This is a genomic window from Xaviernesmea oryzae (assembly GCF_900109605.1).
Taxonomy (GTDB): Bacteria; Pseudomonadota; Alphaproteobacteria; order Rhizobiales; family Rhizobiaceae; genus Xaviernesmea; species Xaviernesmea oryzae.
This window is the reverse complement of record NZ_FOAM01000010.1, coordinates 115,083-137,754: the sequence shown is the minus strand read 5'-3', so window position 1 is coordinate 137,754 and position 22,672 is coordinate 115,083. Positions and strand designations below refer to the sequence as shown.

Sequence of the window (22,672 nt, the reverse complement as noted above, 5' to 3'; positions counted from 1 at the left end):
TCCTGTCTCACGAAGCGCGGATGGTTTTCACCAGTCCGCCGATCACGTCGCGCACCGCCATGCCCTCGGCGCGTGCGGCGAAGGTCAGCGCCATGCGGTGCTGTAGCACCGGCTCGGCGAGCGCCACCACATCGTCAATGGAGGGCGCAAGGCGCCCGTCGAACAGGGCGCGGGCGCGCGCGCAAAGCATCAGCGCCTGGCCGGCGCGCGGGCCCGGACCCCAGGCCACGTGCCGGTCGGTCTCGGCATGCCCTTGGCCAGGGCGCGCAGACCGCACCAGCGTTAGAATTGCATCGACCACACTGTCGGACACCGGCATCTGGCGAATGAGCTGCTGGATCTCCTGAAGCTGCCTTGCGGTGATGACCCCGCGCACCTCGCTCTCGCCGGTGCCGGTGGTTTCCAGAAGGATCTGCCGCTCGGCGGCCAGCGAGGGATAATCGACATCGACCTGCAGGAGAAAACGGTCGAGCTGCGCCTCGGGCAGCGGATAGGTGCCCTCCTGCTCCAGCGGGTTCTGCGTGGCGAGCACATGGAAGGGGCGCGGTAGGTCGTTGCGCTGGCCGGCCACCGTCACATGATATTCCTGCATGGCCTGCAGCAGGGCCGATTGCGTGCGCGGGCTGGCGCGGTTGATTTCGTCAGCCATCAACAGCTGGGTGAAGATCGGGCCGGAGACGAAGCGAAAGGAGCGGCGGCCGGTTTCGTCCTGGTCCATGACCTCGGAGCCGAGAATATCCGACGGCATCAGGTCGGGCGTGAACTGCACGCGGCTGGCATCAAGACCCAGAACGATACCGAGCGTCGTCACCAGCTTGGTCTTCGCCAGACCCGGCACGCCGACGAGCAGCGCATGGCCGCCGGAGAGAATGGCCAGAAGCGTGCGCTCCACCACGCTCTCCTGCCCGAAAATCACCTTGCCCACCTCCTGGCGGACGACGGCAATCTCTTCCAGCGCCTTTTCGGCCGCCGCGATCACGGCCTTCTCGTCGAGGAGGGGTTCGGTGGAGGCGATCACGCCCATGCTTCGTCTCCTAAGGTCAGACGCGGGCAGGCTCCGCCACGCTCCGCGCGAAAGGCCTTCATAAGGCCTGGCAAACGAATCAACCCCGGGGGATCGAACAGTCCAAATTCCAACTTAGACAGCCCCTTCCGGCTGACAAGACGCGCAAGCCGCACTATCTCGTGAAACACGGGGACAGGTTTGACCCCGATCCTGCAGCCAGCATAGGACGAAACGGGACGGAACGATGGCAGAGGCCGAGACCAGCCATGCGACAGCAGCGGACGCGCCAGCCGGGCATGCCATGCCATCCGGGATGGACGGGCTTTCTGGCCTGATCGCGCGCGCCAGCGAGCAGGCCAATGGAAGCACCAAGGGGCCGCCACCGGTGGAGCGATGGGACCCGCCCTTCTGCGGTGAGATCGACATGGAAATCCGTGCCGATGGCTCCTGGTGGTATATGGGCACGCCGATCGGCCGCGCGCCACTGGTGCGGCTGTTTTCGACCGTTTTGCGAAAGGACGATGATGGCGCGACCTATCTCGTCACGCCTGTCGAAAAGCTGCGCATCCGGGTAGCCGACGCACCCTTTCTTGCGGTGGAGATGCATGCCGAGGGCGAAGGCGAGACCCAGCGCCTGACCTTTCGCACGCAGGTGGGCGATGTCGTGACCGCCAGCACGGAACACCACTTGCGCTTCGTCATCGACCCCGCAACCGAGGCGCTGAAGCCCTATCTGCATGTGCGCGGCCGGCTGGAGGCGCTGCTGTCGCGCGCCGTGACGCATGAGCTGATGGCGCTGGGCGAAGAGATCGAGCAGAACGGCGAGCCGGTTTTCGCGCTGCGGTCGGCCGGCATGTTCTTCCCGGTGATGACCATGGCCGAACTCGCCCGGCAGTCTACATGAGCACGCCTTTTTCCGCCGAGGATTTCCGCGCCCGTGCCACCCGCCAGAGCGGAAGCCCGATCGATATGGCCTGGCGGGAGCATGGCGACATGCTCATCAACCCTTCCATCGTGCCGGTGCTGGAAACGATGACACTGAAGGATGCGGCCGTGCTTGTTGGCGTGGTGGATGGCGGCCCTTTGGACGGCCGGGTGATCCTGACGCAGCGCACTGCCAATCTACGCAAGCATTCCGGCCAGATCGCCTTTCCCGGCGGCGCGGTCGATCACACCGATGCCTCGATCGAGGAGGCGGCGCTGCGCGAAGCCGAGGAGGAGATCGGGCTTGCCCGGCATTTCGTCGAGCCGGCCGGCCGCCTACCGCATTATCGCGCTCTGTCGGGCTTTCGCATCACGCCGGTTCTCGCCACGATCAAGCCTGGCTTCACACTGAAGCGCAATCCGGCGGAGGTCGATCAGGTCTTCGACGTACCACTCTCCTTTCTAATGAACCCGGTAAACCATCGCCGTGGAAGCCGCGACTGGAATGGCGAGAAGCGGCATTTTTACGAAATGCCCTTTGAAGGGCGAAACATATGGGGCATCACCGCCGGCATTCTGCGCATGCTCTATGAAAGGCTCTATGCATGATCTCGCTCGCTGAGGAAGCCTGGTTCCAGGCACCATCGCTGCGTCGCGTCTTTTCCGTGCTGAATGCCGAAGGCGGTGAAGCCCGCATCGTCGGCGGCGCCGTGCGCGATGCGTTGATCGGCCGCCCGGTCGCCGATATCGATCTCGCCACGACGCTGACGCCGGACGAGGTGATCGCACGCGCCGATGCCGCAGGCATCAAATCCGTGCCGACGGGGCTTGCCCATGGCACGGTGACGCTTGTCATCGACGGCAAGCCCTTCGAGGTCACCACGCTACGCCGCGACGTCACGACCGATGGCCGCCATGCCGAAGTCGCCTTCACCACCGACTGGGAAGAGGATGCGCGCCGGCGCGATCTGACGATCAACGCGCTCTATGCCGATGCCGAGGGGCGGATCTACGACCATGTCGGCGGCCTGCCCGATATCGAAAGCCGCACCATCCGCTTCATCGGCGTGGCGGCCGAACGCGTGGCGGAGGATTATCTGCGCGTTCTGCGCTTCTTCCGCTTCTTCGCCTGGTATGGCAGCGGCAGGCCGGATGCCGAGGGCTTGAAGGCCTGCGCGCGAGCGCGTGATCATCTGGCCTCGCTTTCCGCCGAACGGGTCTGGTCGGAAACAAAGAAGCTCCTGACAGCGCCCGATCCCGGCCGGGCGCTGCTATGGATGCGCACATCGGGCGTTCTCACCGCGATCCTGCCGGAAAGCGAGAAATGGGGCATCGACGCCATTCCCGGATTGGTTTCGGCGGAGGATGCCTTTGGCTGGACGCCTGATCCGCTCCTGCGCCTCGTCGCCATGCTCCCGCCCGATGCCGAGCGGATCGCCGCGCTCTGCCAGAGACTGCGCCTCTCCAAATCGGAAGCGGCCCGGCTGACGCGCTGGGCTGCGTGCCTGCCGATTCCGGAAAAGACGGCCGAGGCGGCGCTCGATCGCCGGCTTTATCGGGACGGCACCGATGGCGCGCTCATGCGGCTGAAGCTCGACCTGGCGCTGGCCCATTCCAAGCGCGAGACCGAGCCGGAGGCGCTTCAGCGGATTGCCGCTCTTCAGAGACTGCTTGCGCGCACCGAGCGCTTCGAAAAGCCTCGTTTTCCCCTGACGGGGGCCGACGTGCTGGCTGCAGGCGTCCCCGCAGGGCCTGCAGTGGGCGACATCCTGTCGATGCTTGAAGAGCAATGGGTGGCGGAGAATTTCGCCGCAGATCGCAAATCGCTGCTGACACGCCTGGCCACGGCGGTGGCGGACGCCAAGCCGTCGAACGCGTGAGTCTTTTCAGGACGCGCTTTACGCAGCTCTTGCTCTAGCTCGTCACTCCTACACGCCACCGTGTAGCTTCGGAGTATTACAAAGCCCTCGGCCCCGTGCCGAGGATTCGTGACCGCTTCAACGCGGACAGACATGCAAGGCAATCCCGCGCCGGGTGAGCGATCGAATCAAGCGCCAATAGGCCCATCTCTGGTAAGGATCGTCCTATTGCTCCGCAGGCTGCGGGGCATCATCCCGGATGCGTGCCTTGATATTCTCCACCATGGTTTCGCGGATCGTCTCCTCGCCATGGGTCTGGCGCAGATGATCCACCGCGCGACGAACCACTTCGGCATCACTGTCCGCACGGGTATGCCACTCACAGCCTGGCACGAGTGTGCCGCATTCAAACAGTCTCATGGCTTCCTCCTGTCAGAACCGGCGCATTCTCCATTTCTCAAGGGCACGCCGCGGCAAACCCTTGAAAGCCTCACTATGCTCTGTTGGCCGGCTGAGAGCCGAACTCGAAACAGGCGCGAAAAGTTCCGTGATCCGCCTGTCCAGAGCGGCTTCAAAAGCCTGTCCATCCAGTGAAGAAACATGTGCCAAAGGCTGACGGGGATGGTATGCCTACGCGTCAAAAACAGCTGTGAAGGCACCCTGCTTCCCATGACCGCTTCCCTGAAACAGGAACTCGAAGCCTCGATCCGAGCGATCAAGGATTACCCCAAGCCTGGCATCGTCTTCCGCGATATCACCACGCTTCTCGGCCAACCGCGTGCCTTCCGCCGCGCCGTCGACGAGCTGGTTCATCCCTTCGCAGGCAACAGGGTCGAGAAGGTTGCCGGCATCGAGGCACGCGGATTCATTCTTGGCGGCGCCATCGCCCACCAGTTGTCCGCTGGTTTCGTACCGATCCGCAAGAAGGGCAAGCTGCCGCATGATACCGTGCGCATTGCCTACAGCCTGGAATATGGCGTGGACGAAATGGAGATGCACCGTGATGCGGTGACCGCAGGCGAAAAGGTCATTCTGGTCGATGATCTGATCGCCACCGGCGGCACGGCCGAAGCCGCCTGCCGGCTGCTGCGTCAGATGGGCGCCGACATCGTCGCCGCCTGCTTCGTCATCGACCTGCCGGAACTCGGCGGTCGCAAGAAGCTGGAAGCGCTCGGCGTCGACGTGCGCACCCTGGTGGAATTCGACGGGCATTGAATCGTCAGCGCCGTTGAAGGCCAACGCGTGTTGGCCTCGGTCTTCGGCCGCGGTCCCTGCCAAGCCCCTCCTGAATCTCAAGGCAGACGCGAGGATGGCAAGGCGCCTTTGAAGAGCGATCCGACCGGCTATCCAACCTGAGCTCATCGAACCGCATCCTCTGCGGTTCGATGATAACGCCCAACGTGGTTACGTATTGAACCGGAAGTGGATGACGTCACCGTCCTGGACGACATATTCCTTGCCTTCGTCTCGGGCCTTGCCAGCTTCCTTGGCGCCGGTTTCTCCGCCAAAACGGATATAGTCGTCAAAGGCGATGGTGTTGGCGCGAATGAAGCCGCGTTCAAAATCCGAATGGATGACGCCGGCGGCCTGCGGTGCCTTGGTGCCGCGCTGGATCGTCCAGGCGCGGGTTTCCTTGGGGCCGACGGTGAAATAGGTGATGAGGTCGAGCAGCTTGTAGCCGGCACGGATCAGCCGGTCGAGACCGGCTTCTTCGAGACCCAGCGCGGAGAGGAATTCCTTCGACTCCTCCTCGGGAAGCTGCGCAACCTCGGACTCGATCGCGGCGGAGATGATCACGGTCTCGGCGCCTTGCGCCTTGGCCATCTCGGCCACGGCCTTGGTATGCGCGTTGCCCTCCACTGCATCGCCCTCGGCGACATTGCAGACATAGAGCACGGGATGCGCGGTCAGGAGGTTGAGCCCCTGGAGAATGCCCAGACCCTCGGCATCGAGCGTCGACAGAAGGGTGCGAACCGGCTTTCCTTCCTGCAGCAGCTTCAGCGAGGCATCCATGATCGGCAGGGCTGCGAGAGAATCCTTGTCCTTGCCGGTCGCACGCTTGCGCGTCTGCTCGGTGCGGCGCTCAAGGCTTTCGAGGTCGGCAAGCATCAGCTCGGTCTCGATCGTCTCGGCATCGGCCACCGGATTGATCCGGCCTTCGACATGGGTGATGTCGTCATCCTCGAAGCAGCGCAGAACGTGCACCACGGCATCGACTTCACGGATATTGGCGAGAAACTGGTTGCCCAGCCCTTCTCCCTTCGAGGCGCCGCGCACGAGGCCGGCAATGTCGACGAAGGAGATGCGGGTCGGGATGATTTCCTTGGATTTGGCGATATCCGCCAGCTGCCGCATGCGCGGATCCGGCACGGCCACTTCGCCCGTATTCGGCTCGATCGTGCAGAAGGGATAGTTGGCCGCCTGGGCCGCAGCCGTCTTGGTCAGCGCGTTGAACAGGGTGGACTTGCCGACATTCGGCAGCCCGACAATACCGCATTTGAAGCCCATCGGCCGAAATTCCGTCGGTTGTTGTGTGTTGCCGTGGCTATGGGGGAAACGCCGCGGCCGGTCAAGCCCGCTGGGCTCCGGGCCGCTTTCCCACGCCGGACCTGCTTGCCGGATGGCCTGCTCCGGCCTATTTTCAGGCCACTGGACCTGTTGGCGCGGCTGGCAACCCGGAATGCGAAGATCGGGCCGCGCGTTTAGCTGCTGACAGCATGCGGCGCAAGATCCTAAAGCGCTTGCGCGATAGCGATCCGACGCAAGGCCTGCAACAATGCCGAGTTTCAGATCACAACCAGTGCCGGATGCGCCCGCCAGCGCAAGCGCCGAGAGACGAAGCCATGAGCGAGAACACGACCACCACGCCGAAGACCGTGACCCGTCCGAAGCTTGAAAAACCAAAGCTCTACAAGGTCATTCTCTATAATGACGACTATACGCCGCGCGAATTCGTCACGCTCGTGCTGCGGGCCGTCTTCCGCATCGCGGAGGAGACCGGCTACCGCATCATGATGACGGCGCATAAGCTCGGCTCCTGCGTCGTGGTCGTCTGCAGCAAGGAGATCGCCGAAACCAAGGTCACCGAGGCCATGGATCTCGCCAAGGAAGCCGGTTTTCCGATGTTGATGAAGACGGAACCGGAAGACTGAGACAAGCACCGATCGGCCGATTTCACTCAGGGCTTAACTGTCGCCCGGTCCGAACATCTTCTTCAGCATCTCCGCCATCGGCCCGGTTTCCGGCAGGGCCTTTGGCATCTGACCGGGACGTGCCTGGCGGATATGCGATTGACCCCCCGGTTTCTTCGGCTTGGCCGGCTTCTCCTCCGGCTCGGCCTGTGCCCCGACGGCCAGCGCCAGCTTGTTGAGAAACTGCGAGTCCTCGCCGCGGATCAGAAGGTCGGCATGATCGGCCAGCGCATCGAGAAGCGGCTCGAGCCAGCTCCGGTCAGCCTTGGCGAAATCGCCCAGCACATGGCCGTTGACCCGCTCCTTCGAGCCGGGATGGCCGATGCCGAGCCGCAGCCGGCGATAATCGGTGCCGCAATGGGCATCGATCGACTTGATGCCATTGTGCCCGCCATGACCACCGCCGACCTTGATGCGCGCACGCCCGGGCGCGAGGTCGAGCTCGTCATAGATCACGGTCAGGTCGGCTGGCGCCAGCTTGTAGAAGCGCAGGGCTTCGCCGACCGACTCGCCCGACAGATTCATGAAGGTCTGGGGCTTGATCAGCAGCACCTTCTCGCCGCCCAGCGTGCCTTCGGCAATCTCGCCTTTGAACTTCTTCGACCATGGCGAAAAGCCATGGCGGCGATGGATCGCGTCCAGTGCCATGAAGCCGATATTGTGCCGGTGCCCGGCATATTGCGCGCCCGGATTGCCGAGCCCGGCGAGAATCCGCATTGCCCTCTTCCTTTCGGATCTAGCCGTCAGGCCAGCCATTTAGAGGCCTGACTCCCGTCAGTCCCCCCTGCCCGGCGCCCTTGAATGATCGTGCAGGCATGTGCAGCGATCATGCGCGACATGCTTGAACCGGACCGTCGAGTGCAAAGCAGATCTGACAGATCGCGACAGGCTTTAGCGCAAGATGCAGCCCGGCGTGAAGGTGTTTTTGCCGCTGGTCTGGCGGATGGGGCTGCCCTGCCAACATCGGCTTGCGTTTGTTACGGGTCGCTGCGAATGCCGAAACGCTTGAACAGGGCAGCCTGCCGTCCATCGGCGATCATCCGGTCGAGCGCCTGCTGCAAGGCTGCAATCGTGGCATCCGGTGTCTGAAGATTGCAGGCCAGGCCACCGGCGGCCCTGTAGGCCGCCAAGGCCGGCTCTATAGGCTGTCCTTCGGCTTGGAGCCGGTCGAGCGTCGAGCGGCCGATATAGATGAGATCGACCCGCCCGGCCAGCAGCTTCTCCAAGCTGGACTCCAAGCTGGGCGAGGTGTCGATATGGTCGAATTTCTGTGCACGGGCCAGATCGGCCGCGACATCATCGATGTAGACGCCCACCGTCAGCTTGCGGGCCTCTTCCAGGCTGGCGGGCACGGGCTCCGGCCCACGGCGACGGGCCAGCATCTGTGTTTCGTGATACAGCGGCGCGACCCATTTAAAGAGGTCATGGCGCTGCGGAGTGAGCATCGTCGAGAAGATGCAGGTCGACGGGCTGCGTGCAGCCAGTCCATAGGCGCGCGCCCAAGGGAGCATCTCCATCGAAAAGGCGATGTGCGCCTCGGACAGCATGATTTTCAGCTGCTCTACCGAGACCCCGGTCAAAGCGCCCGCCTCCTCGAAATTGAAGGGTGCGTAGTTTTCCGTCAGAAGCCTCAGGGGAGGACCATCGCCAGGGTCGGCCTTGGCAACTGTCGCCGACAGAAGGCTGAAACACACAAGACCAAGCCAAGCGAAGCCGTTCAGCAAAACAGACCGCCAAAGATGCCTGACGATGCCGTCCTTCTCAGCCGGTCGAAACGACGGACTCATGTGTCTCCTCAAGGCGTTCCGACGAGGTGAGCCCATGCTTGACCTCGGATTTCTCTTCGAGCATCTCGATCAACCCATCGATGGAGAGCGGAGCGCTGAAAAGATAGCCCTGTCCGTGGTCGATGCCTAGCCGGCGCAGCGAAAGCCACTGTTCCTTGTTCTCGATGCCCTCGGCAACGACGGCACAGCCCATCTGCTGCGAGATCGTCCTGATCCCCTTGATCAGCATCCGACTTTTGCGGCGCACGTCGGGCTGATCGCTGGCCAGTGTGCGCGTGAAGGACTGGTCGATCTTGACGATATCCACCTGGAAGCGGTTGAGATAGCTCAAGGAGGAGTAGCCGGTCCCGAAATCGTCGAGCGCAATCCGGCAGCCGAATTCGCTCAGATGCGCCATGACCATGTGCATGTCCGGATTGTCGGCCAGAAGCACCGCCTCGGTGATTTCGATGACGATCCGGGTCGAGGCAATCTCATGCTTCAGGAGAAGCGCCGCAAGCCGTGTCGGCAAGGACTCCTCGAATTGCAGCGGCGAGAGATTGAGCGCCAGATAGGTCGATTCGATGCCATCAAGCGCACTCAACCGCTTGAGATGCCCGATTGCCTTTTCCAGCACACGCTCGCCGATGCGGCCGATCAGGCCGGTTTCCTCGGCGATCTCGATGACGCGCGACGACGGCAGCATGCCCTGCTCGGGATGGCTAAGCCGCATCAGTGCCTCGAAGCCGGCGATGCGGCCCGTGCCCAGATCGACGATCGGCTGCAGATAGACCTCGAACAGGTCCTCGCGAAGGCCGAGCTCGATGCTGGCTTCGATATCGTGGCGCTCGCGTACAGCATCCATCAGGGCCGGATGATAGACCAGCAGACCGTTCTTGCCATCATGCTTGCGGCCATACATGGCCATGTCGGCCTTGAGCAGGAGATCGGCGGCGCTGCCGGCATGGTTCGGGTAGACGGCGATGCCCAGGCTCGAACTGATGGCCGCAACCGCCCCGGCCAGTTCGATCGGTTCGGCAAGCTGGGTGCAGATGCGCTCGCCAACCGTCTGGGCAAAGGCTTCGGCGTCACGGTCGAGAATCAGGATGGCGAATTCGTCGCCGCCCAGACGCGCCAGCGTGTCGCCCTCGCGCAGCACCGAGCGGATGCGCATACTGACCTCACGCAAAACGGCATCCCCCGCCGCATGGCCGAAATGGTCGTTGATCCATTTGAACCGGTCGAGATCGATGAAAAGGCAGGCAAGGCCAAGCCCATGCTTGTCGGCACTCCTAATGGCCTTGCCGAGCGCGCTTTCGAAACCCTGGCGGTTGAGCTGGCCGGTCAGGTGATCGGTCATCGCCTGAATATGGTTGCGGCTTTCCGCCTGCTTCAGCGCAGTGACGTCCGTCATCACGGAAAGGGTCGCGTGATCGTCGTCGAGGCCGTCGGGAGGGCGGCGCTCGGTGATCAACACGGTGATGGTCGTGCCATCCGCCTTGATGAAGGGCACGGTGACCTGGCAGAGATCGCAATCCTGCGCGATTACCAGCTCGCGGTGATCGAGATAGGCCTGATGCGCCTCCGCCTCCAGGAAATCGGTGAAGATCTGGCCGATGACGGCCGCGCGATGATAGCCCGTGGCCTGCAGCCAGTAATCGCTCACCGCGGTCAGGCGGTGGCCCTCCCCGATCGAAAACAGCATTGCCGGCGTCATGTTGTAGATCGCGGTGGTGCGCCGATGCGCTTCCACCAGCTCCGCCTCATCGCGTTCGAGGCGCTGCTGCATGTCGTTGAAGTTGCGGGCAAGCCGGCCCATCTCGTCGTCGGACTGCCAGGTCACTTGATGGCGCGAGCCGGACAGGCGCGTCGCCTCGATGGCATCGGCAAGCCGCATCAGCGGATGAATGATGGTGACGCGGTTTGAAATGATGGCAACGAGGAAGATCGCCATGACCGCTGCGACAAAAATTCCAAAGGCGCCGAAATCATTGATGCCGAAGCGGTCGATCAGGCCTAGCTGGTGCACGCCGATGGTCAGGCGACCGACGGTGCGCATGCCCGTTGGCGCCTTGTAGTCCACCGGCAGCGAAAGGGTCAGCACATTGGCGGGCTGCTGTTGCCGGCTCTCTTCAGGCAGGCGCAGCGACAGGCTGCCGCTATCATCCGTCAGGTCAACCCAGGCAATATCGTCATGCGACAGGAGGGCGGAGAGCACATAGTGTACGCCCTCGCGATCGAAATCCCAGACGGGCTTGGCGATCGCCTGGGCGCTGGTCAGCAAGATGGCCTGGCTGCTCTCCAGCCGCTCGCGGCTGATACGTTCCGCCGAAAGGCTCAAAAACAGATAGAGCAGCGGTGTCGCAACGACCAATACTGCGGCGCAGATGGTGACGACGAAACGACGCTCGACAGAATGCATCATCGTTCGCACCACGCCACAGTTTTAAGTCCCCGGTCCATATCATTGTCCCGCTCTTACAGTTTCGGCCATACAACCAGACAAAACTTAAGCAGAGTTGAAACCGCCTCTGGATTGACGCCGATCAGGACAAAAAAACCCGCCGGGCGCTGGCGCACGGCGGGTTTTCGATCGATCGAACGCGCGTAAAGGGGCCGCGCGCCCGTCTTGTAGAGGAAGAAGAGGCTCTCGCCTTATTCCTCGGTGGCTTCGGCTTCGCCGCCTTCGGCTTCCGGCAGAACGGCCGGTGCAGCGATGGTTGCGATGGTGAAATCGCGATCGGCAATGACGGGCGTTGCGTTCTTCGGCAGCTTGACCTGCGAGATGTGAACGCTGTCGCCAATGCTCAGGCCTTCGAGATCGACCGTGAGCGCTTCCGGAATGTCGTCGGCCGGAACCGTCAGTTCGACCGTGTGGCGAACGATGTTGAGAACGCCGCCATTCTTGATGCCGGGGGCCTTGTCGTCATTGATGAAGTGAACCGGAACTTCGACGTCGACGGAGCTGCCCTTGGTGACGCGCAGGAAGTCGACATGCATGGTGAAGTCGCGGACCGGATCCAGCTGATAGTCCTTCGGCAGGACGCGGATCTTCTCGCCATCGACGTCGATCGTGGCGACCGTCGTCATGAAACCGCCGCCGTGGATCTTCAGCGTGATTTCTTTGCTCGGCAGCGAGATCGAGATTGGCTGCTGCTTGTCGCCGTAGATGACGGCGGGAATAAGCCCGTTGCGGCGCAGTTCGCGGGAGGACCCCTTACCAACCCGGTCGCGCTTCTGGGCCTTGAGCTCGTAGGATGCGTGGCTCATGGCTATACCTTTTTTCGTCTTTGTAATCTGGAGAATCGCTCGTTAAGCAGCCAGGCTGCACCGGAGCGGGAGACGCCGAAACGCTCCGTCCGCGTTTGCCTCCAAGGGTGTCCGCGCGGACGGGGCTCCATAGACGAGATCCCGGACTTTTTCAACCGCACGGTCAGGGCTTTTCATCGACACACCGTCAAACGACGCGATATCGCGCCTTTTAGCCAATGCTGCATATAAAGACTTAAGAGCGCCATGCGAAGATCGCTTCATGTCTTGTCCAAGAGCATCGGCCGCGCAAAGAGATCGAGCATGAGAAAAACGAAATTGGTGCGTGCCCTGCCGCTCTTGGCGGCGCTCGCCAAAAAGCGCCTGGCATCAATGGGGCGCGCGTCATGCTGACCGTCGTTTCCTGCATCACCACGCGCCATGATATCACCCTGCTGCTTGTCGCGGCGGCGATCTGCATCTTCGGTTCCACTATCACCACCCAGCTTTACAGCCGCGCGCGGCGAAGCCCTGGCCTGCAGCGGCTGAACTGGATCTTCATGGCCGGCATCATAGGCGGCTCGACGATCTGGACGACGCATTTCATCGCGATGCTGAGTTTTTCTCCGTCGATGCGCCATGCTTTCGCGCCCGATCTGACGATGATCTCGCTGCTGGTCGCCATTGCCACGACGCTGCTCGGCCTGCTGATCAGCACCTTGTCCGCCAGGAGCATGCTGGTTGAACTGGGCGGCGCCGTTCTGGGCGGCGGTATCGTGCTCATGCATTTCATCGGCATGGCAGCTTATGAAATCGAAGGCCGGATGGTCTGGGACCGCGGCTTCGTACTCGCATCGATCGTACTGGGCGTGGCTTTCGGCGTTCTCGTCTGCAACCGCATGGCCCGGCCGCTCTGGTCCTTCTGCCGCCATGCAAGCACGGCCAGCCTGATCCTGGCGATCATCACCATGCATTTCACCGCCATGACGGCCCTGACGATCGAGGCGGATCCGACCATCGTGGTCTCCGCCCAGCTGGTGCCAGATGCTTTCATGGCGATCCTGGTCAGCGCTGTGACCGGCATCATTATCAGCTTCGGCACCGCGGCCTATTTTATCGATGCCCATGCGCAGGAAAGTGCCGCCGAGCGCTTCCGTCACCTGTCGATGCACGACGCACTGACCGGCCTGCCGAACCGCGCCAGCCTGGTCGATTATATCGACACGCTGATCGCCCATGGCGACGAGGCGCGCAATGCCGGGGTCATCAAAATCGCGCTCGACCGCCTGAAGGAGGTGAGTGACGGCCATGGCTTCACCGCCGCCGATGCGCTGATGCGCGGTGTCGCGGTGCGACTCGGGGAAGCCCTCGGCGAGCGTTATTTCCTGGCCCGCGGCACGGGCGAGACGTTCGCCATCGTCTGCCCGCACACCTCCAAGAGCGGACTGCTGCGGCTGGCGACACAGCTGATCGAAGATCTTCAGGCTCCGATTTCCTGGGAGGGCGGCAGCCTGACGGCAGGCCCCTGCGCCGGGATCGCCATGCTGGCGGCAACGCCATCTACCATGACGGCGGAGGATCTGCTGACCCATGCGACGCTGGCGCTCGACCGCGCCCAACAGGCAGGCGCCCAGGCGATCCGCGTCTACGACCGTGCAGCCGACGATGCGACACGGACGCGCAGCATGCTGTCCATGGCGATGCAGTGCGGCCTCGAGCGTGGCGAGTTCTTCCTCGTCTATCAGGCGCAAAACGATGTCGAGACGCGTGAGACCGTGGGCTACGAGGCGCTTCTGCGCTGGCGGCATCCCGAACTCGGATTGATCCCGCCCTCCGACTTCATTCCGCTTGCCGAACGCAGCACCTTCATCAACAGGCTGGGCGACTGGGTGCTGCTCACCGCCGCGCGCGAGGCATCCGGCTGGACCCGGCCGCTGTCGATCGCCGTCAACGTCGCCCCGGCCCAGCTTGCAGACAGCAGCTTTCCCGCGCGTGTGCAGGCGATCCTGACCGAGACGGGACTCGATGCCGCGAGGCTGGAGCTTGAGATTACCGAGTCCGGCATCATTGCCGATCAGCGCAAGGCGCTGGCCATCATCCAGCAGTTGAAGGGTCTGGGAGTGCGCATTGCCATGGACGATTACGGCACCGGCTACTCCTCGTTGGCGACGCTGCAGAACTTCCCCTTCGACAAGATCAAGATCGATCGGAGCTTCGTGGACGCGGTGACAGTCAGCCGCCCCTCGGCCGCCATCGTGCGCTCCACGATCATCCTTGCCCAGAGCCTGGATATTCCCGTGCTGGCTGAAGGCGTGGAAACGGAGGAGCAGATGGCTTTCCTGCAGCATGAAGGCTGCTGCCATGTGCAGGGTTATCTCTTCGGCCGGCCGCAGATCGCCGAGGATATCGCCGTCGTCACGCGCATGACGCTCGATCCGCCTTTGATCCCGGCCGCCACAGCCGCCTGAAGCGGCCGGAAATCCTCTTGAGACCATTGTCCGGCTGCTGCGCCTTGTGGCGCAGCAGCCGTAACGTCAGCCGCGCTTCTTTCCGATGTGCGCGATGGCGAGCACGGCGCCGCCGGCCGCAAGCCCCCAGAACGTGCCGGATACGCCGGCAAAGGACACGCCTGAGGCCGTGACCAGGAAGGTGACGGCCGCCGCTTCGCGCGTCGCAACGTCGCGAAAGGCAGCACCGGCAGCACCGGCAAAAGCGCCGATCAGCGCAAGACCGGCAACGGCCTGGATGAGGATTGGCGGCGCCAGGGCCACCAGCGCCGTGATGGTCGGCGCGAGCAGACCGAAGACCACATAGGCCACGCCGGCGACAATTGCCGACCAATAGCGCCTGCTGCGGTCGGCATGGGCATCCTCGCCTGCGCACATGGCGGCGGTGATGGCGGCGAGATTGACGGCATGGCCACCAAATGGGGCGCTGAACAGGCTGAACAGGCCAGTTGCCGCAAAAAGCCCGCCTGGCGCCGGCTGGTAGCCATTGACGTTCAGCACGGCAATACCCGGAATATTCTGCGATGCCATGGTCACCACGAAGAGCGGCAGCGCCACAGTGACCAACGCTCCCAGGCTGAAGACGGGCGTGACCCATTCGAAGCGCGGCCCGAGGCTTGCCGCCAGGCGCGCGCCGGCATCGGCAGGTATATCCACGCCCAGCGCCACGACCACGCCGAAAGCAAGCAAGCCGGCAGGAACGGCCGCCAGACGATGGATCCGCCCGGCGATCGCCCAGGCAAGCACGATGGGTAGGCCCAGGCGCGGATCGAACGCCACGGCTTTTACCGGCGCAAGGCAGAGGCCGAGCAACACGCCGGCGAGCATGGCGCTGGCCAGCACCGGCGGAATCGCCGCGACCAGCCGCCCAAAGGGCTTGAAGAGCCCGGCAGCGATCAGCAGCAGCGCCGAGAGCAGGAAGCCGCCGACGGCCGCCGGAAAGCCGCCCTGGATCGCGCCGGTCGCCGCCAGGAGCGCGGCGCCAGGCGTGGACCAGGCGATGCTGATCGGCATGCGACGCCACAGGCTCAGAACGATCGCGCAAAGGCCCATCGAAATCGAGAGCGCGGCAAGGCCGGAGGCTGCCTGCGCTTCGCTGGCGCCTGCACCGACGAGCCCATGGATCACCACGGCGAAAGAACTTGCGAAGCCGACAAAGGCGGCGAGAAGCCCCATGACAGTGCTCTGGGGAGAAAAATCGCGCAGCATGAGCATATCCGATTTCAGGCGGAGGACGTATCGGCGAAGCCGGCGACGCGAAGCCTGGAAGCTGCCCGTCACCACCCGCTTTGTGCGTGCTTAGCCTATCGGGCCGTCAACCGAAATCAGGCAGGCGCTGCCCGATGCGAAAATTCAGGAAGGCGGATCGTCGTCCGCCGCCCCTGCCCTCTTCGGCAAAGCTCCAGTGGTTGTCGGATCGCGAGCGGCGCCTGGCCGGACAGACCCTTCAAGATCGGCGCCGCACTCGCATCGAAATACACGCTGCGAGGTTTCGGCGCGGGACTTTTCAAGCGGCGAGAGCGGAGGATGGACGGATGGCTGTGGCCGGCCTATAGTGTGCGCATCAGCTTTCGGGGAGGAGAGCGGATGAACCATTCAGACCATGTCCAGGCCGTGGCGCATCATGCGTCGGCGGCTGCCAGTTCGCCCGTTGCCGCGTCCTGGCGGCGCTGCCTGACCCTCTATGGCTTGTCGCCGGAAGAGGCTCGTGTTCCCGATCGGCTTGGCGACAGCGAGTTCCGGGCCGCGCGTGAGCGCAGTTCGCCGCTGATCGAGGAAGCGAGCAGCGAACTCGACCGGCTGTTTTCGATGGTCGGCAAGGCGGGCTGCTGCCTGCTTCTCACCGACGAGCGCGGCGTGGCCCTGGAGCGGCGCGGCGCGGCCGGCGACGACAAGGATTTTCGGGGTGTCGGCCTCTGGTCCGGGACGATCTGGAGCGAAGCCAGTGTCGGCACAAATGGGATCGGCACGGCATTGGCCGATGAGCGCCCGGTGCTGATCGAGCGCGACCAACACTTCTTGAGTCGCAATACGCGGCTTTCCTGCGCCACAGCCCCGATCCGCGATCACCGGGGCCGGGTGACCGCCGCTATCGACATTTCCACCTGCCGCGATGACGCCTCTGACATGGCACTGATGATTTTGCACCACGCGGTGCGCGAGGCGGCGCAGCGCATCGAGACCAATCTGTTCCGGCGCGCCTTTCCACAGGCACGCATTCTGCTGGTGCCGGTCGACAAGGCGGCGCCGGCGCTCCTTGCTATCGATCGCGACGATCTTGTGCTGGGCGCGACCCGTGCGGCTCGGCTGCGCTTGGGGCTGGATGACGAGCGCATCGCCGTTGGCGTGCCGGCCGCCGATCTGCTCGGTGAAGATGCCGGCCTGAAAGGCGAGCCATTGCTGGAGGCGGAGCGTGCGGCGCTGCGCCGGGAATTGTCGCGCAGCGGCGGCAATGTTTCGCAAGCTGCCGACAGCCTCGGCATCTCCCGCGCAACGCTCTATCGGAAGATGAAACGGCTGCAGGTGAATTGAAACATCGGCTTACCGCGTTGCAGTACGGCCTGCATTTTGCCGCTAGATCCCATGCGCTTGCACGATTTGTTAAAATACGATGCTTTAAGGATAGCGGACAGCAGGCTCGATGGCCGGACTGCGCGCATCTCTGTGAAGACAGCCCACGCCTTGAAAAGCCGCGTGGGATAGACTGTAAAACTTTGATTCTGCCGCAGATCGGACGCGGGGAAGCTGTACCCAGGCCCGTCATTCTTTTTGCGTAGAAGCGCCGGAATGGAGACGGACTGACGCGACGGCGCGTTTCCTTGTCGAGCCCATGGTTTGACAGTGCCGTCTCCACCGCATTCAGCGCGGCTTCGGAGGCTGGCTCGTCATCCTTCTGCTCAAGAGAAAAGCACGGCGCGCAGAATCAGCGGTGACCATGATGGCGCCGATGGCCGGAACGAGATGGAACGACAGGAGGTTTTGAGTTCGGAGTAGCCTATGTCCATCACGGACGGCATCAGAGCGCCGGGCGAGCGCGGCCTTTCCAGGCACGATCCCCCAGCAAGACGCGACCCGGAAGACCAAGCAGGCGGCGAGACCGTGCGCCCGTCTCCGGCGCCGACGACGCTTGTCACCGCGCAGGAGATCGCCCAGCGTCTCTCCGAAAGCCCCGAACTTTCCGAGCTCGTTCATGTCACGAGCGCCCACGCGACCACGCGGGCCTCTGAGGACCAAGGCAGTCCCGCCGACGAAACAAGCCATTCCGATCTTCTTGCCGGCCGCGACATCGGCTTTGTGCTGACCAACATCGCTGCCGCGGGTGAGGCGCTTGCCGCGCTGCGCCAGGAAATCTCGACCGTGCGCCAGCAGCTCGAGGCAGCCCGGCAGGATGTATGGGGCATTCGCGACGAATTGACGCCCTTCCGCAGCGATATGCTCAGCCGGCTCGGCGGCCTGTCCAACCGTCTGGCCGACCTTGAAAGCACCCTGTCATCCGGTACCTTTGACCTGCGTGGCCTCAGGGCGGAGGCCATGTCGCATTACAACCAGTCCTTGAGCGGCAGGGGCTCGCATGAGCGGCTGTCGATCAGCGACCTGTCGGAACGCGTACACACGCTCGAACAGCGCATCGCGGGCTAAAGCCGAAGCAGGGTCATATGGCTGCCTTACGCCAGCCGGCCGCCACCAGACCCGCGCCGATCATCAGGGAACCGCCCGTGCGATTGACGAGACGCTGGACGCCCGGCTTGCGGATCGAGCGCCGAGCTGCCGACGCCATGATGCCGTAAAGCGTGGCATTGAGCGTCGCCAGAACCAAGAAGGTGATCTCGAAGATCGCCATCTGCAAAAGCAGCGGCTGTGTCGCATCCAGAAATTGCGGCAAGAAGGCAACGAAGAACAGGATGCTCTTCGGATTGAGCGCGGTGACGACATAGGTATGGGCAAACACGCGAAAGGGCCTGATCGCCGGAGCTGTGCCCTCACTCTGCGATGCCTGGCTCTCGCCGACAGGCGCACGCCAGAGCTTGACGCCCATATAGATCAGATAGGCCGCGCCGACCCATTTGAGCAGTGTGAACAGGCCGGCCGATGTCGTCAGCAGCGCGCCCAGCCCAAGCATGGAAGCGGTCATCGCCGTGAAATCGCCGAGCGCGACGCCGGCCACCGTGGCCGTGGCCACGGAGCGCCCGTGGCTGAGCGCATAAGAGATCACCAGAAGGATGGTCGGCCCGGGAATGGCCAGAACGACGGATGATGCGGCAACGAAAGCCAGCCAGTGTTCAATCGACATGAGAGATCCCCATTTAAAAAACCCGAGCAATCCACAAGGCCGACAAGGATGCAAGCCTGATTTAGGAGGGTCTTGCACGCCGTCGAATCAAGTGCGACGCAACATGCTTGCCGCAGCGCAGCTGTCGCAGTTTTGAAACAGGCATGAGACGTCACCGACTGGCAGGCCCTGTTTTCGTCCCGGCCTTTGCCGCACCTTCCCATCCACAGATGCTCGCAATCTGTTTTCGGAGGAGGAACACCATGCTGCACCAGAAGATCGTCGAGAACCCGTTCAAGCAGAAATATGGCAACTACATCGGCGGCGAATGGCGCGAGGCGCTGTCCGGCCGCACCTTCGACAATACGACGCCGATCACCGGCGGGGTGCTGTGCCAGATCGCCCGTTCGCAGGCCGAGGATGTGGAAGCCGCGCTCGATGCCGCCCATGCCGCCCGCGAAAAATGGGGCCGCACCTCCACCACGGAGCGCGCCAACATCCTGCTCAAGATCGCCGACCGGATGGAGGCCAATCTGGAGCTTCTGGCCAAGGCCGAGACCTGGGACAATGGCAAGCCGCTGCGCGAAACCATGGCGGCCGATATTCCGCTCGCCATCGACCATTTCCGCTATTTCGCCTCCTGCGTGCGCGCCCAGGAAGGCTCGATCGGCGAGGTGGACCACGACACCATCGCCTATCATTTCCATGAGCCGCTCGGCGTGGTCGGCCAGATCATTCCCTGGAACTTCCCGATCCTGATGGCGGCCTGGAAGCTCGCTCCGGCGCTCGCCGCCGGCAATTGCGTGGTGCTGAAGCCGGCCGAACAGACGCCGGCCTCGATCCTCGTCTTCGCCGAACTGGTCGGCGATCTCCTGCCGCCCGGCGTGCTCAACATCGTCAATGGCTTCGGCCTGGAAGCGGGCAAGCCGCTGGCGTCGAACCCGCGCATCGCCAAGATCGCCTTTACCGGCGAGACCTCGACCGGCCGGCTGATCATGCAATATGCCAGCCAGAACCTGATCCCCGTCACGCTCGAACTCGGCGGCAAGTCGCCGAACATCTTCTTCGCCGATGTGATGGCCGAGGATGACGACTATCTCGACAAGGCGCTCGAAGGCTTCGCCATGTTCGCGCTCAACCAGGGCGAGGTCTGCACCTGCCCGAGCCGCGCGCTGGTGCATGAGAAGATCTATGACCGCTTCATGGAAAAGGCGATTGCCCGCGTCGCGGCCATCAAACAGGGCAACCCGCTCGATCCGCAGACCATGATCGGCGCCCAGGCCTCGTCGGAACAGCTAGAAAAGATCCTGTCCTATCTCGATATCGGCCGCCAGGAAGGCGCCGAGGTGCTGATCGGCGGCGAGCGCAATACGCTCGAAGGCGATCTTGCCGGCGGCTATTACGTCAAGCCGACCGTGTTCAAGGGCCATAACAAGATGCGGGTCTTCCAGGAGGAGATCTTCGGCCCTGTGGTCTCGGTCACCACCTTCAAGGACGATGCGGAAGCGCTCGCAATCGCCAATGACACCCTCTACGGCCTCGGCGCCGGGGTCTGGAGCCGCGACGCCAATCGCTGCTACCATTTCGGCCGCGACATCCAGGCCGGCCGTGTCTGGACCAATTGCTACCATGCCTATCCGGCCCATGCCGCTTTTGGCGGCTACAAGCAATCGGGCATTGGCCGCGAGACCCACAAGATGATGCTCGACCACTACCAGCAGACCAAGAACATGCTGGTGAGCTACAGCCCGAAGGCGCTCGGCTTCTTCTGAGCAGAATATCTCAATGTTGCTGCTGTGCTGGGACAGCAGAGCTGAACTTGTGACCCGCCCGTGGCCGCGCGCCACGCGGCGGGTCAAGCACATACAAGATCCGAAGACTTCTTTGAATATTGCGAGAGGAGACGCGCGTGATCGACGCCGAAACGCTTACAAACGAGACTCTCGGCGAGCCGCGCGTGACCGCGACGCCGGCAGCACTCAGCCTGATCGAGGAGATCCGGCGCGACCATCCGCAGATCCTCTTCCACCAGTCCGGCGGCTGCTGCGATGGCTCCTCGCCGATGTGCTATCCGGCGGACGACTTCATCGTCGGCGACCGCGACATCAAGCTCGGCGAGATCGGTGGCGTGCCCGTCTATATCAGCGAAAGTCAGTTCGAAGCCTGGCGCCATACCCAGCTGATCATCGACGTCGTGCCCGGCCGCGGCGGCATGTTCTCCCTCGACAATGGCCGAGAGAAGCGCTTCCTCACACGCTCGCGGCTGTTTTCGGGCGGCGAGGCCTGCGCCGTGCCGGTGGTGCGGCGGGCGCAGGAATCCAAGCCGGGCTGAGGTCGGATACCTCGCCGGCCGTTAGGAGCCGATGAAGTTTCGGATCGCATGGAGATATTGGGCCGGATCCTGAGCCAGAGCGAGATGGCTGACATTCCTGAGGATCACCAGCTTGGCACCTGGGATGGTCTCCGCCAGGTAACGTGAATGTTCCGGCCGGATGAATTCGTCATGATCGCCGACCACGATTTCGGTTGGAACCGGAATCGACGCAAGCTGAGCCTGCGTGAAGTTCGGTTCCGTCCGCCACATGGTCTCGATCGCCGCCTTGAAGGCGTGGAAATCATCCGCATCATCGGGATCGTCATCCTTGGCTGCCAGACCGTCCGAGCCGCCATAATCGAACAGGCCTTGCGGCGAGGCATTGGCGGCCTGGGCGAAGAGCTTGGTCAGCCGCTCCGGATGGTGGATGGCGATATCCAAACCGATAATGCCCCCATCGCTGAAGCCGACCAGCGCCACCTTGTCGATGCCGAGTTGGTCGAGCAGCGCGATATAATCCTTGGCCATGAGATCATAGGTGTAGCGCATGCGCAGCCGGGTGGAGCGCCCATGACCGCGGCTGTCGGCGACGATCACCTCATGCGTCTTGGCCAGTTCCGGCACTTCGAAACCCCAGGCATCGCCGCTGCCCATGCCACCATGGATCAGCAGAACCGGATCGCCCCTGCCCTTGCCGAAGATGGCATAATACATGTGGATGCCGTTGACGGCGGCATAACCGCTCTCGTCGGCATGAGGCAACGGTGGCGGCGGCGTGAAACTACGCCAGCGCGGCGCCGGCATGGCGAACGCCCAATAGGAGAAAAGCACGAGCGCCGTGACCAGGGCGCCAAGCCGCCAACGAGATACCATCTCCCACCACTTTCCGCGCTGAGACGAACCGAGCCAAAGGTTTAAGATAAATGAAAAGCTAACGGAAAACCGTCAGCCGTCAATTCCACTCACGAAAAAATGATTGGAGAGACAAGGTCTTAACCCCTGCGCCTGCTTATTCTCTGGGCAGTTGATCTGATTTGCCGGCCAAAGATTAGGCGGCACGCAAATCATGCAGGGATCACGCCGGGCGCCAGGCGATGACACCATGCAAAAGCCGGTCGATATCGTCCACCATTGGCACGACGAGAATGCGGGCGAGATCGACAGGACCTGGGAAAATGAGGCTGCCATAGGCTACGGGCTGGAAGCCGAGCGGCCCATAATATGGCGGATCGCCGACGAGAATCACCCCTTGCGAGCCCTTGCGCCGCGCCGCTTCCACCGCAATGCGGACCAGTTCGCGGCCGATGCCTCTGTTCTTGTGCGACGGCCGCACCGCGAGCGGGCCGAGCAGATGCCCCCTGACCTCGCCCGCGCTCACGGGCGTCATCCTGACGGAGGCGATCGTCTCGCCATCGTCGGCGCAGACGAAGGAGAGGCTCCGATCATGCGGCCCCTGCTCCCGGATGCGCGCGGCAGCCCGGGTGAAGCGTCCGGGGCCGAAGGCTTCCCGGTTGATCAGATCGATCGCGGCATCATGGGTGGCGTCTTCGGTGAGATAGACGAGGTCATGCTTTTTCTGGAACATC

At 63.2% G+C, this 22,672-nt stretch carries 21 protein-coding genes; 10 read left to right on the top strand and 11 right to left on the bottom strand.

From position 1 onward, the window contains the following. Positions 1-7: 7 nt before the first annotated feature. Entirely contained in the window at positions 8-1,024 is a 1,017-nt protein-coding gene (locus BMX61_RS14120) for an AAA family ATPase (protein ID WP_075628225.1), read from the bottom strand. A 283-nt stretch (positions 1,025-1,307) separates the two neighbouring features. Between BMX61_RS14120 and BMX61_RS14115 the strand changes: the two genes are divergently transcribed. Genes BMX61_RS14115 through BMX61_RS14105 form a run of 3 tightly spaced genes read left to right on the top strand, consistent with a single transcriptional unit; the run spans position 1,308 to position 3,810 of the window. Further along, the gene (locus BMX61_RS14115) at positions 1,308-1,910 is read left to right on the top strand and encodes a DUF1285 domain-containing protein (protein ID WP_075628328.1); all 603 of its coding nucleotides are present in this window, start codon (positions 1,308-1,310) and stop codon (positions 1,908-1,910) included. After that, the gene (locus tag BMX61_RS14110) at positions 1,907-2,539 is read left to right on the top strand and encodes a CoA pyrophosphatase (RefSeq protein WP_075628226.1); all 633 of its coding nucleotides are present in this window, start codon (positions 1,907-1,909) and stop codon (positions 2,537-2,539) included. The genes BMX61_RS14115 and BMX61_RS14110 overlap by 4 nt, the downstream gene beginning before the upstream one ends. Continuing rightward, the gene (locus tag BMX61_RS14105; RefSeq protein WP_075628227.1) at positions 2,536-3,810 is read left to right on the top strand and encodes a CCA tRNA nucleotidyltransferase; all 1,275 of its coding nucleotides are present in this window, start codon (positions 2,536-2,538) and stop codon (positions 3,808-3,810) included. Before BMX61_RS14110 ends, BMX61_RS14105 begins: the two co-directional genes overlap by 4 nt. Positions 3,811-4,014: 204 nt before the next feature. On the opposite strand, the gene BMX61_RS14100 is transcribed toward BMX61_RS14105, so the two are convergent. Beyond that, positions 4,015-4,209 (bottom strand): DUF1059 domain-containing protein, encoded by a 195-nt coding sequence (locus BMX61_RS14100; protein WP_075628228.1) that lies wholly within the window; start codon positions 4,207-4,209, stop codon positions 4,015-4,017. A gap of 249 nt (positions 4,210-4,458) precedes the next feature. Here BMX61_RS14100 and BMX61_RS14095 point away from each other — a divergent pair, with 249 nt between their 5' ends. After that, complete coding sequence (locus BMX61_RS14095; protein ID WP_075628229.1) at positions 4,459-5,004, top strand: adenine phosphoribosyltransferase; 546 nt, start codon at positions 4,459-4,461, stop codon at positions 5,002-5,004. 189 nt (positions 5,005-5,193) lie between these two features. Here the strand turns inward: BMX61_RS14095 and ychF are convergent, their stop codons facing one another. Then, positions 5,194-6,297, bottom strand: coding sequence for a redox-regulated ATPase YchF (ychF, locus tag BMX61_RS14090; protein ID WP_075628230.1), 1,104 nt, complete (start codon positions 6,295-6,297; stop codon positions 5,194-5,196). Positions 6,298-6,632: 335 nt separating this feature from the next. Here ychF and clpS point away from each other — a divergent pair, with 335 nt between their 5' ends. Further along, positions 6,633-6,941, top strand: coding sequence for an ATP-dependent Clp protease adapter ClpS (gene clpS / locus BMX61_RS14085; RefSeq protein WP_075628231.1), 309 nt, complete (start codon positions 6,633-6,635; stop codon positions 6,939-6,941). Between the two features lie 33 nt (positions 6,942-6,974). On the opposite strand, the gene pth is transcribed toward clpS, so the two are convergent. From pth to BMX61_RS14065, 4 genes are all read right to left on the bottom strand, one after another. Beyond that, the gene (pth, locus tag BMX61_RS14080; protein WP_075628232.1) at positions 6,975-7,697 is read right to left on the bottom strand and encodes an aminoacyl-tRNA hydrolase; all 723 of its coding nucleotides are present in this window, start codon (positions 7,695-7,697) and stop codon (positions 6,975-6,977) included. 260 nt (positions 7,698-7,957) lie between these two features. Continuing rightward, entirely contained in the window at positions 7,958-8,767 is an 810-nt protein-coding gene (locus BMX61_RS14075; protein WP_170854946.1) for a substrate-binding periplasmic protein, read from the bottom strand. Then, the gene (locus BMX61_RS14070; protein WP_075628233.1) at positions 8,742-11,171 is read right to left on the bottom strand and encodes a putative bifunctional diguanylate cyclase/phosphodiesterase; all 2,430 of its coding nucleotides are present in this window, start codon (positions 11,169-11,171) and stop codon (positions 8,742-8,744) included. Before BMX61_RS14070 ends, BMX61_RS14075 begins: the two co-directional genes overlap by 26 nt. 230 nt (positions 11,172-11,401) lie before the next feature. After that, a complete protein-coding gene (locus BMX61_RS14065) occupies positions 11,402-12,016 on the bottom strand; it encodes a 50S ribosomal protein L25/general stress protein Ctc (RefSeq protein WP_075628234.1) in 615 nt (204 codons plus the stop codon). Between the two features lie 386 nt (positions 12,017-12,402). Between BMX61_RS14065 and BMX61_RS14060 the strand changes: the two genes are divergently transcribed. Further along, a complete protein-coding gene (locus BMX61_RS14060) occupies positions 12,403-14,463 on the top strand; it encodes a putative bifunctional diguanylate cyclase/phosphodiesterase (protein ID WP_083639485.1) in 2,061 nt (686 codons plus the stop codon). A gap of 66 nt (positions 14,464-14,529) precedes the next feature. On the opposite strand, the gene BMX61_RS14055 is transcribed toward BMX61_RS14060, so the two are convergent. After that, positions 14,530-15,717, bottom strand: a complete 1,188-nt coding sequence (locus tag BMX61_RS14055) for a benzoate/H(+) symporter BenE family transporter (protein WP_075628330.1) — start codon at positions 15,715-15,717, stop codon at positions 14,530-14,532. 372 nt (positions 15,718-16,089) lie between these two features. Between BMX61_RS14055 and BMX61_RS14050 the strand changes: the two genes are divergently transcribed. Together BMX61_RS14050 and BMX61_RS14045 are read left to right on the top strand one after the other, a co-directional pair. Further along, a complete protein-coding gene (locus BMX61_RS14050) occupies positions 16,090-17,034 on the top strand; it encodes a GAF domain-containing protein (RefSeq protein WP_075628235.1) in 945 nt (314 codons plus the stop codon). Positions 17,035-17,499: 465 nt separating this feature from the next. Then, the gene (locus BMX61_RS14045) at positions 17,500-18,141 is read left to right on the top strand and encodes a hypothetical protein (protein WP_075628236.1); all 642 of its coding nucleotides are present in this window, start codon (positions 17,500-17,502) and stop codon (positions 18,139-18,141) included. Positions 18,142-18,154: 13 nt separating this feature from the next. On the opposite strand, the gene BMX61_RS14040 is transcribed toward BMX61_RS14045, so the two are convergent. Beyond that, positions 18,155-18,793 carry a LysE family translocator gene (locus BMX61_RS14040; protein ID WP_075628237.1) on the bottom strand — a complete coding sequence of 213 codons (639 nt, stop codon included), beginning with the start codon at positions 18,791-18,793 and terminating at the stop codon, positions 18,155-18,157. A 242-nt stretch (positions 18,794-19,035) separates the two neighbouring features. On the opposite strand from BMX61_RS14040, the gene adh reads away from it, so the two are divergent. Next, the gene (gene adh, locus BMX61_RS14035) at positions 19,036-20,544 is read left to right on the top strand and encodes an aldehyde dehydrogenase (RefSeq protein ID WP_075628238.1); all 1,509 of its coding nucleotides are present in this window, start codon (positions 19,036-19,038) and stop codon (positions 20,542-20,544) included. A 137-nt stretch (positions 20,545-20,681) separates the two neighbouring features. Beyond that, complete coding sequence (locus BMX61_RS14030) at positions 20,682-21,104, top strand: DUF779 domain-containing protein (RefSeq protein WP_234794685.1); 423 nt, start codon at positions 20,682-20,684, stop codon at positions 21,102-21,104. 21 nt (positions 21,105-21,125) lie between these two features. On the opposite strand, the gene BMX61_RS14025 is transcribed toward BMX61_RS14030, so the two are convergent. Further along, positions 21,126-21,959, bottom strand: a complete 834-nt coding sequence (locus BMX61_RS14025; RefSeq protein WP_075628239.1) for an alpha/beta fold hydrolase — start codon at positions 21,957-21,959, stop codon at positions 21,126-21,128. Positions 21,960-22,161: 202 nt separating this feature from the next. Further along, positions 22,162-22,671 (bottom strand): GNAT family N-acetyltransferase, encoded by a 510-nt coding sequence (locus tag BMX61_RS14020; protein WP_075628240.1) that lies wholly within the window; start codon positions 22,669-22,671, stop codon positions 22,162-22,164. Position 22,672 lies beyond the last annotated feature (1 nt).

Coding starts and splice junctions, on each gene's coding strand:
- BMX61_RS14055 (WP_075628330.1), bottom strand. CDS start 15,717: ATGCTCATGCTGCGCGATTTTTCTCCCCAGAGCACTGTCATGGGGCTT.
- BMX61_RS14110 (WP_075628226.1), top strand. CDS start 1,907: ATGAGCACGCCTTTTTCCGCCGAGGATTTCCGCGCCCGTGCCACCCGC.
- BMX61_RS14115 (WP_075628328.1), top strand. CDS start 1,308: ATGCCATCCGGGATGGACGGGCTTTCTGGCCTGATCGCGCGCGCCAGC.
- BMX61_RS14060 (WP_083639485.1), top strand. CDS start 12,403: ATGCTGACCGTCGTTTCCTGCATCACCACGCGCCATGATATCACCCTG.
- BMX61_RS14040 (WP_075628237.1), bottom strand. CDS start 18,793: ATGTCGATTGAACACTGGCTGGCTTTCGTTGCCGCATCATCCGTCGTT.
- adh (WP_075628238.1), top strand. CDS start 19,036: ATGCTGCACCAGAAGATCGTCGAGAACCCGTTCAAGCAGAAATATGGC.
- BMX61_RS14025 (WP_075628239.1), bottom strand. CDS start 21,959: ATGGTATCTCGTTGGCGGCTTGGCGCCCTGGTCACGGCGCTCGTGCTT.
- BMX61_RS14105 (WP_075628227.1), top strand. CDS start 2,536: ATGATCTCGCTCGCTGAGGAAGCCTGGTTCCAGGCACCATCGCTGCGT.
- BMX61_RS14050 (WP_075628235.1), top strand. CDS start 16,090: ATGAACCATTCAGACCATGTCCAGGCCGTGGCGCATCATGCGTCGGCG.
- BMX61_RS14065 (WP_075628234.1), bottom strand. CDS start 12,016: ATGAGCCACGCATCCTACGAGCTCAAGGCCCAGAAGCGCGACCGGGTT.
- BMX61_RS14075 (WP_170854946.1), bottom strand. CDS start 8,767: ATGAGTCCGTCGTTTCGACCGGCTGAGAAGGACGGCATCGTCAGGCAT.
- BMX61_RS14120 (WP_075628225.1), bottom strand. CDS start 1,024: ATGGGCGTGATCGCCTCCACCGAACCCCTCCTCGACGAGAAGGCCGTG.
- pth (WP_075628232.1), bottom strand. CDS start 7,697: ATGCGGATTCTCGCCGGGCTCGGCAATCCGGGCGCGCAATATGCCGGG.
- ychF (WP_075628230.1), bottom strand. CDS start 6,297: ATGGGCTTCAAATGCGGTATTGTCGGGCTGCCGAATGTCGGCAAGTCC.
- BMX61_RS14070 (WP_075628233.1), bottom strand. CDS start 11,171: ATGATGCATTCTGTCGAGCGTCGTTTCGTCGTCACCATCTGCGCCGCA.
- BMX61_RS14020 (WP_075628240.1), bottom strand. CDS start 22,671: ATGTTCCAGAAAAAGCATGACCTCGTCTATCTCACCGAAGACGCCACC.
- BMX61_RS14045 (WP_075628236.1), top strand. CDS start 17,500: ATGTCCATCACGGACGGCATCAGAGCGCCGGGCGAGCGCGGCCTTTCC.
- BMX61_RS14095 (WP_075628229.1), top strand. CDS start 4,459: ATGACCGCTTCCCTGAAACAGGAACTCGAAGCCTCGATCCGAGCGATC.
- BMX61_RS14100 (WP_075628228.1), bottom strand. CDS start 4,209: ATGAGACTGTTTGAATGCGGCACACTCGTGCCAGGCTGTGAGTGGCAT.
- clpS (WP_075628231.1), top strand. CDS start 6,633: ATGAGCGAGAACACGACCACCACGCCGAAGACCGTGACCCGTCCGAAG.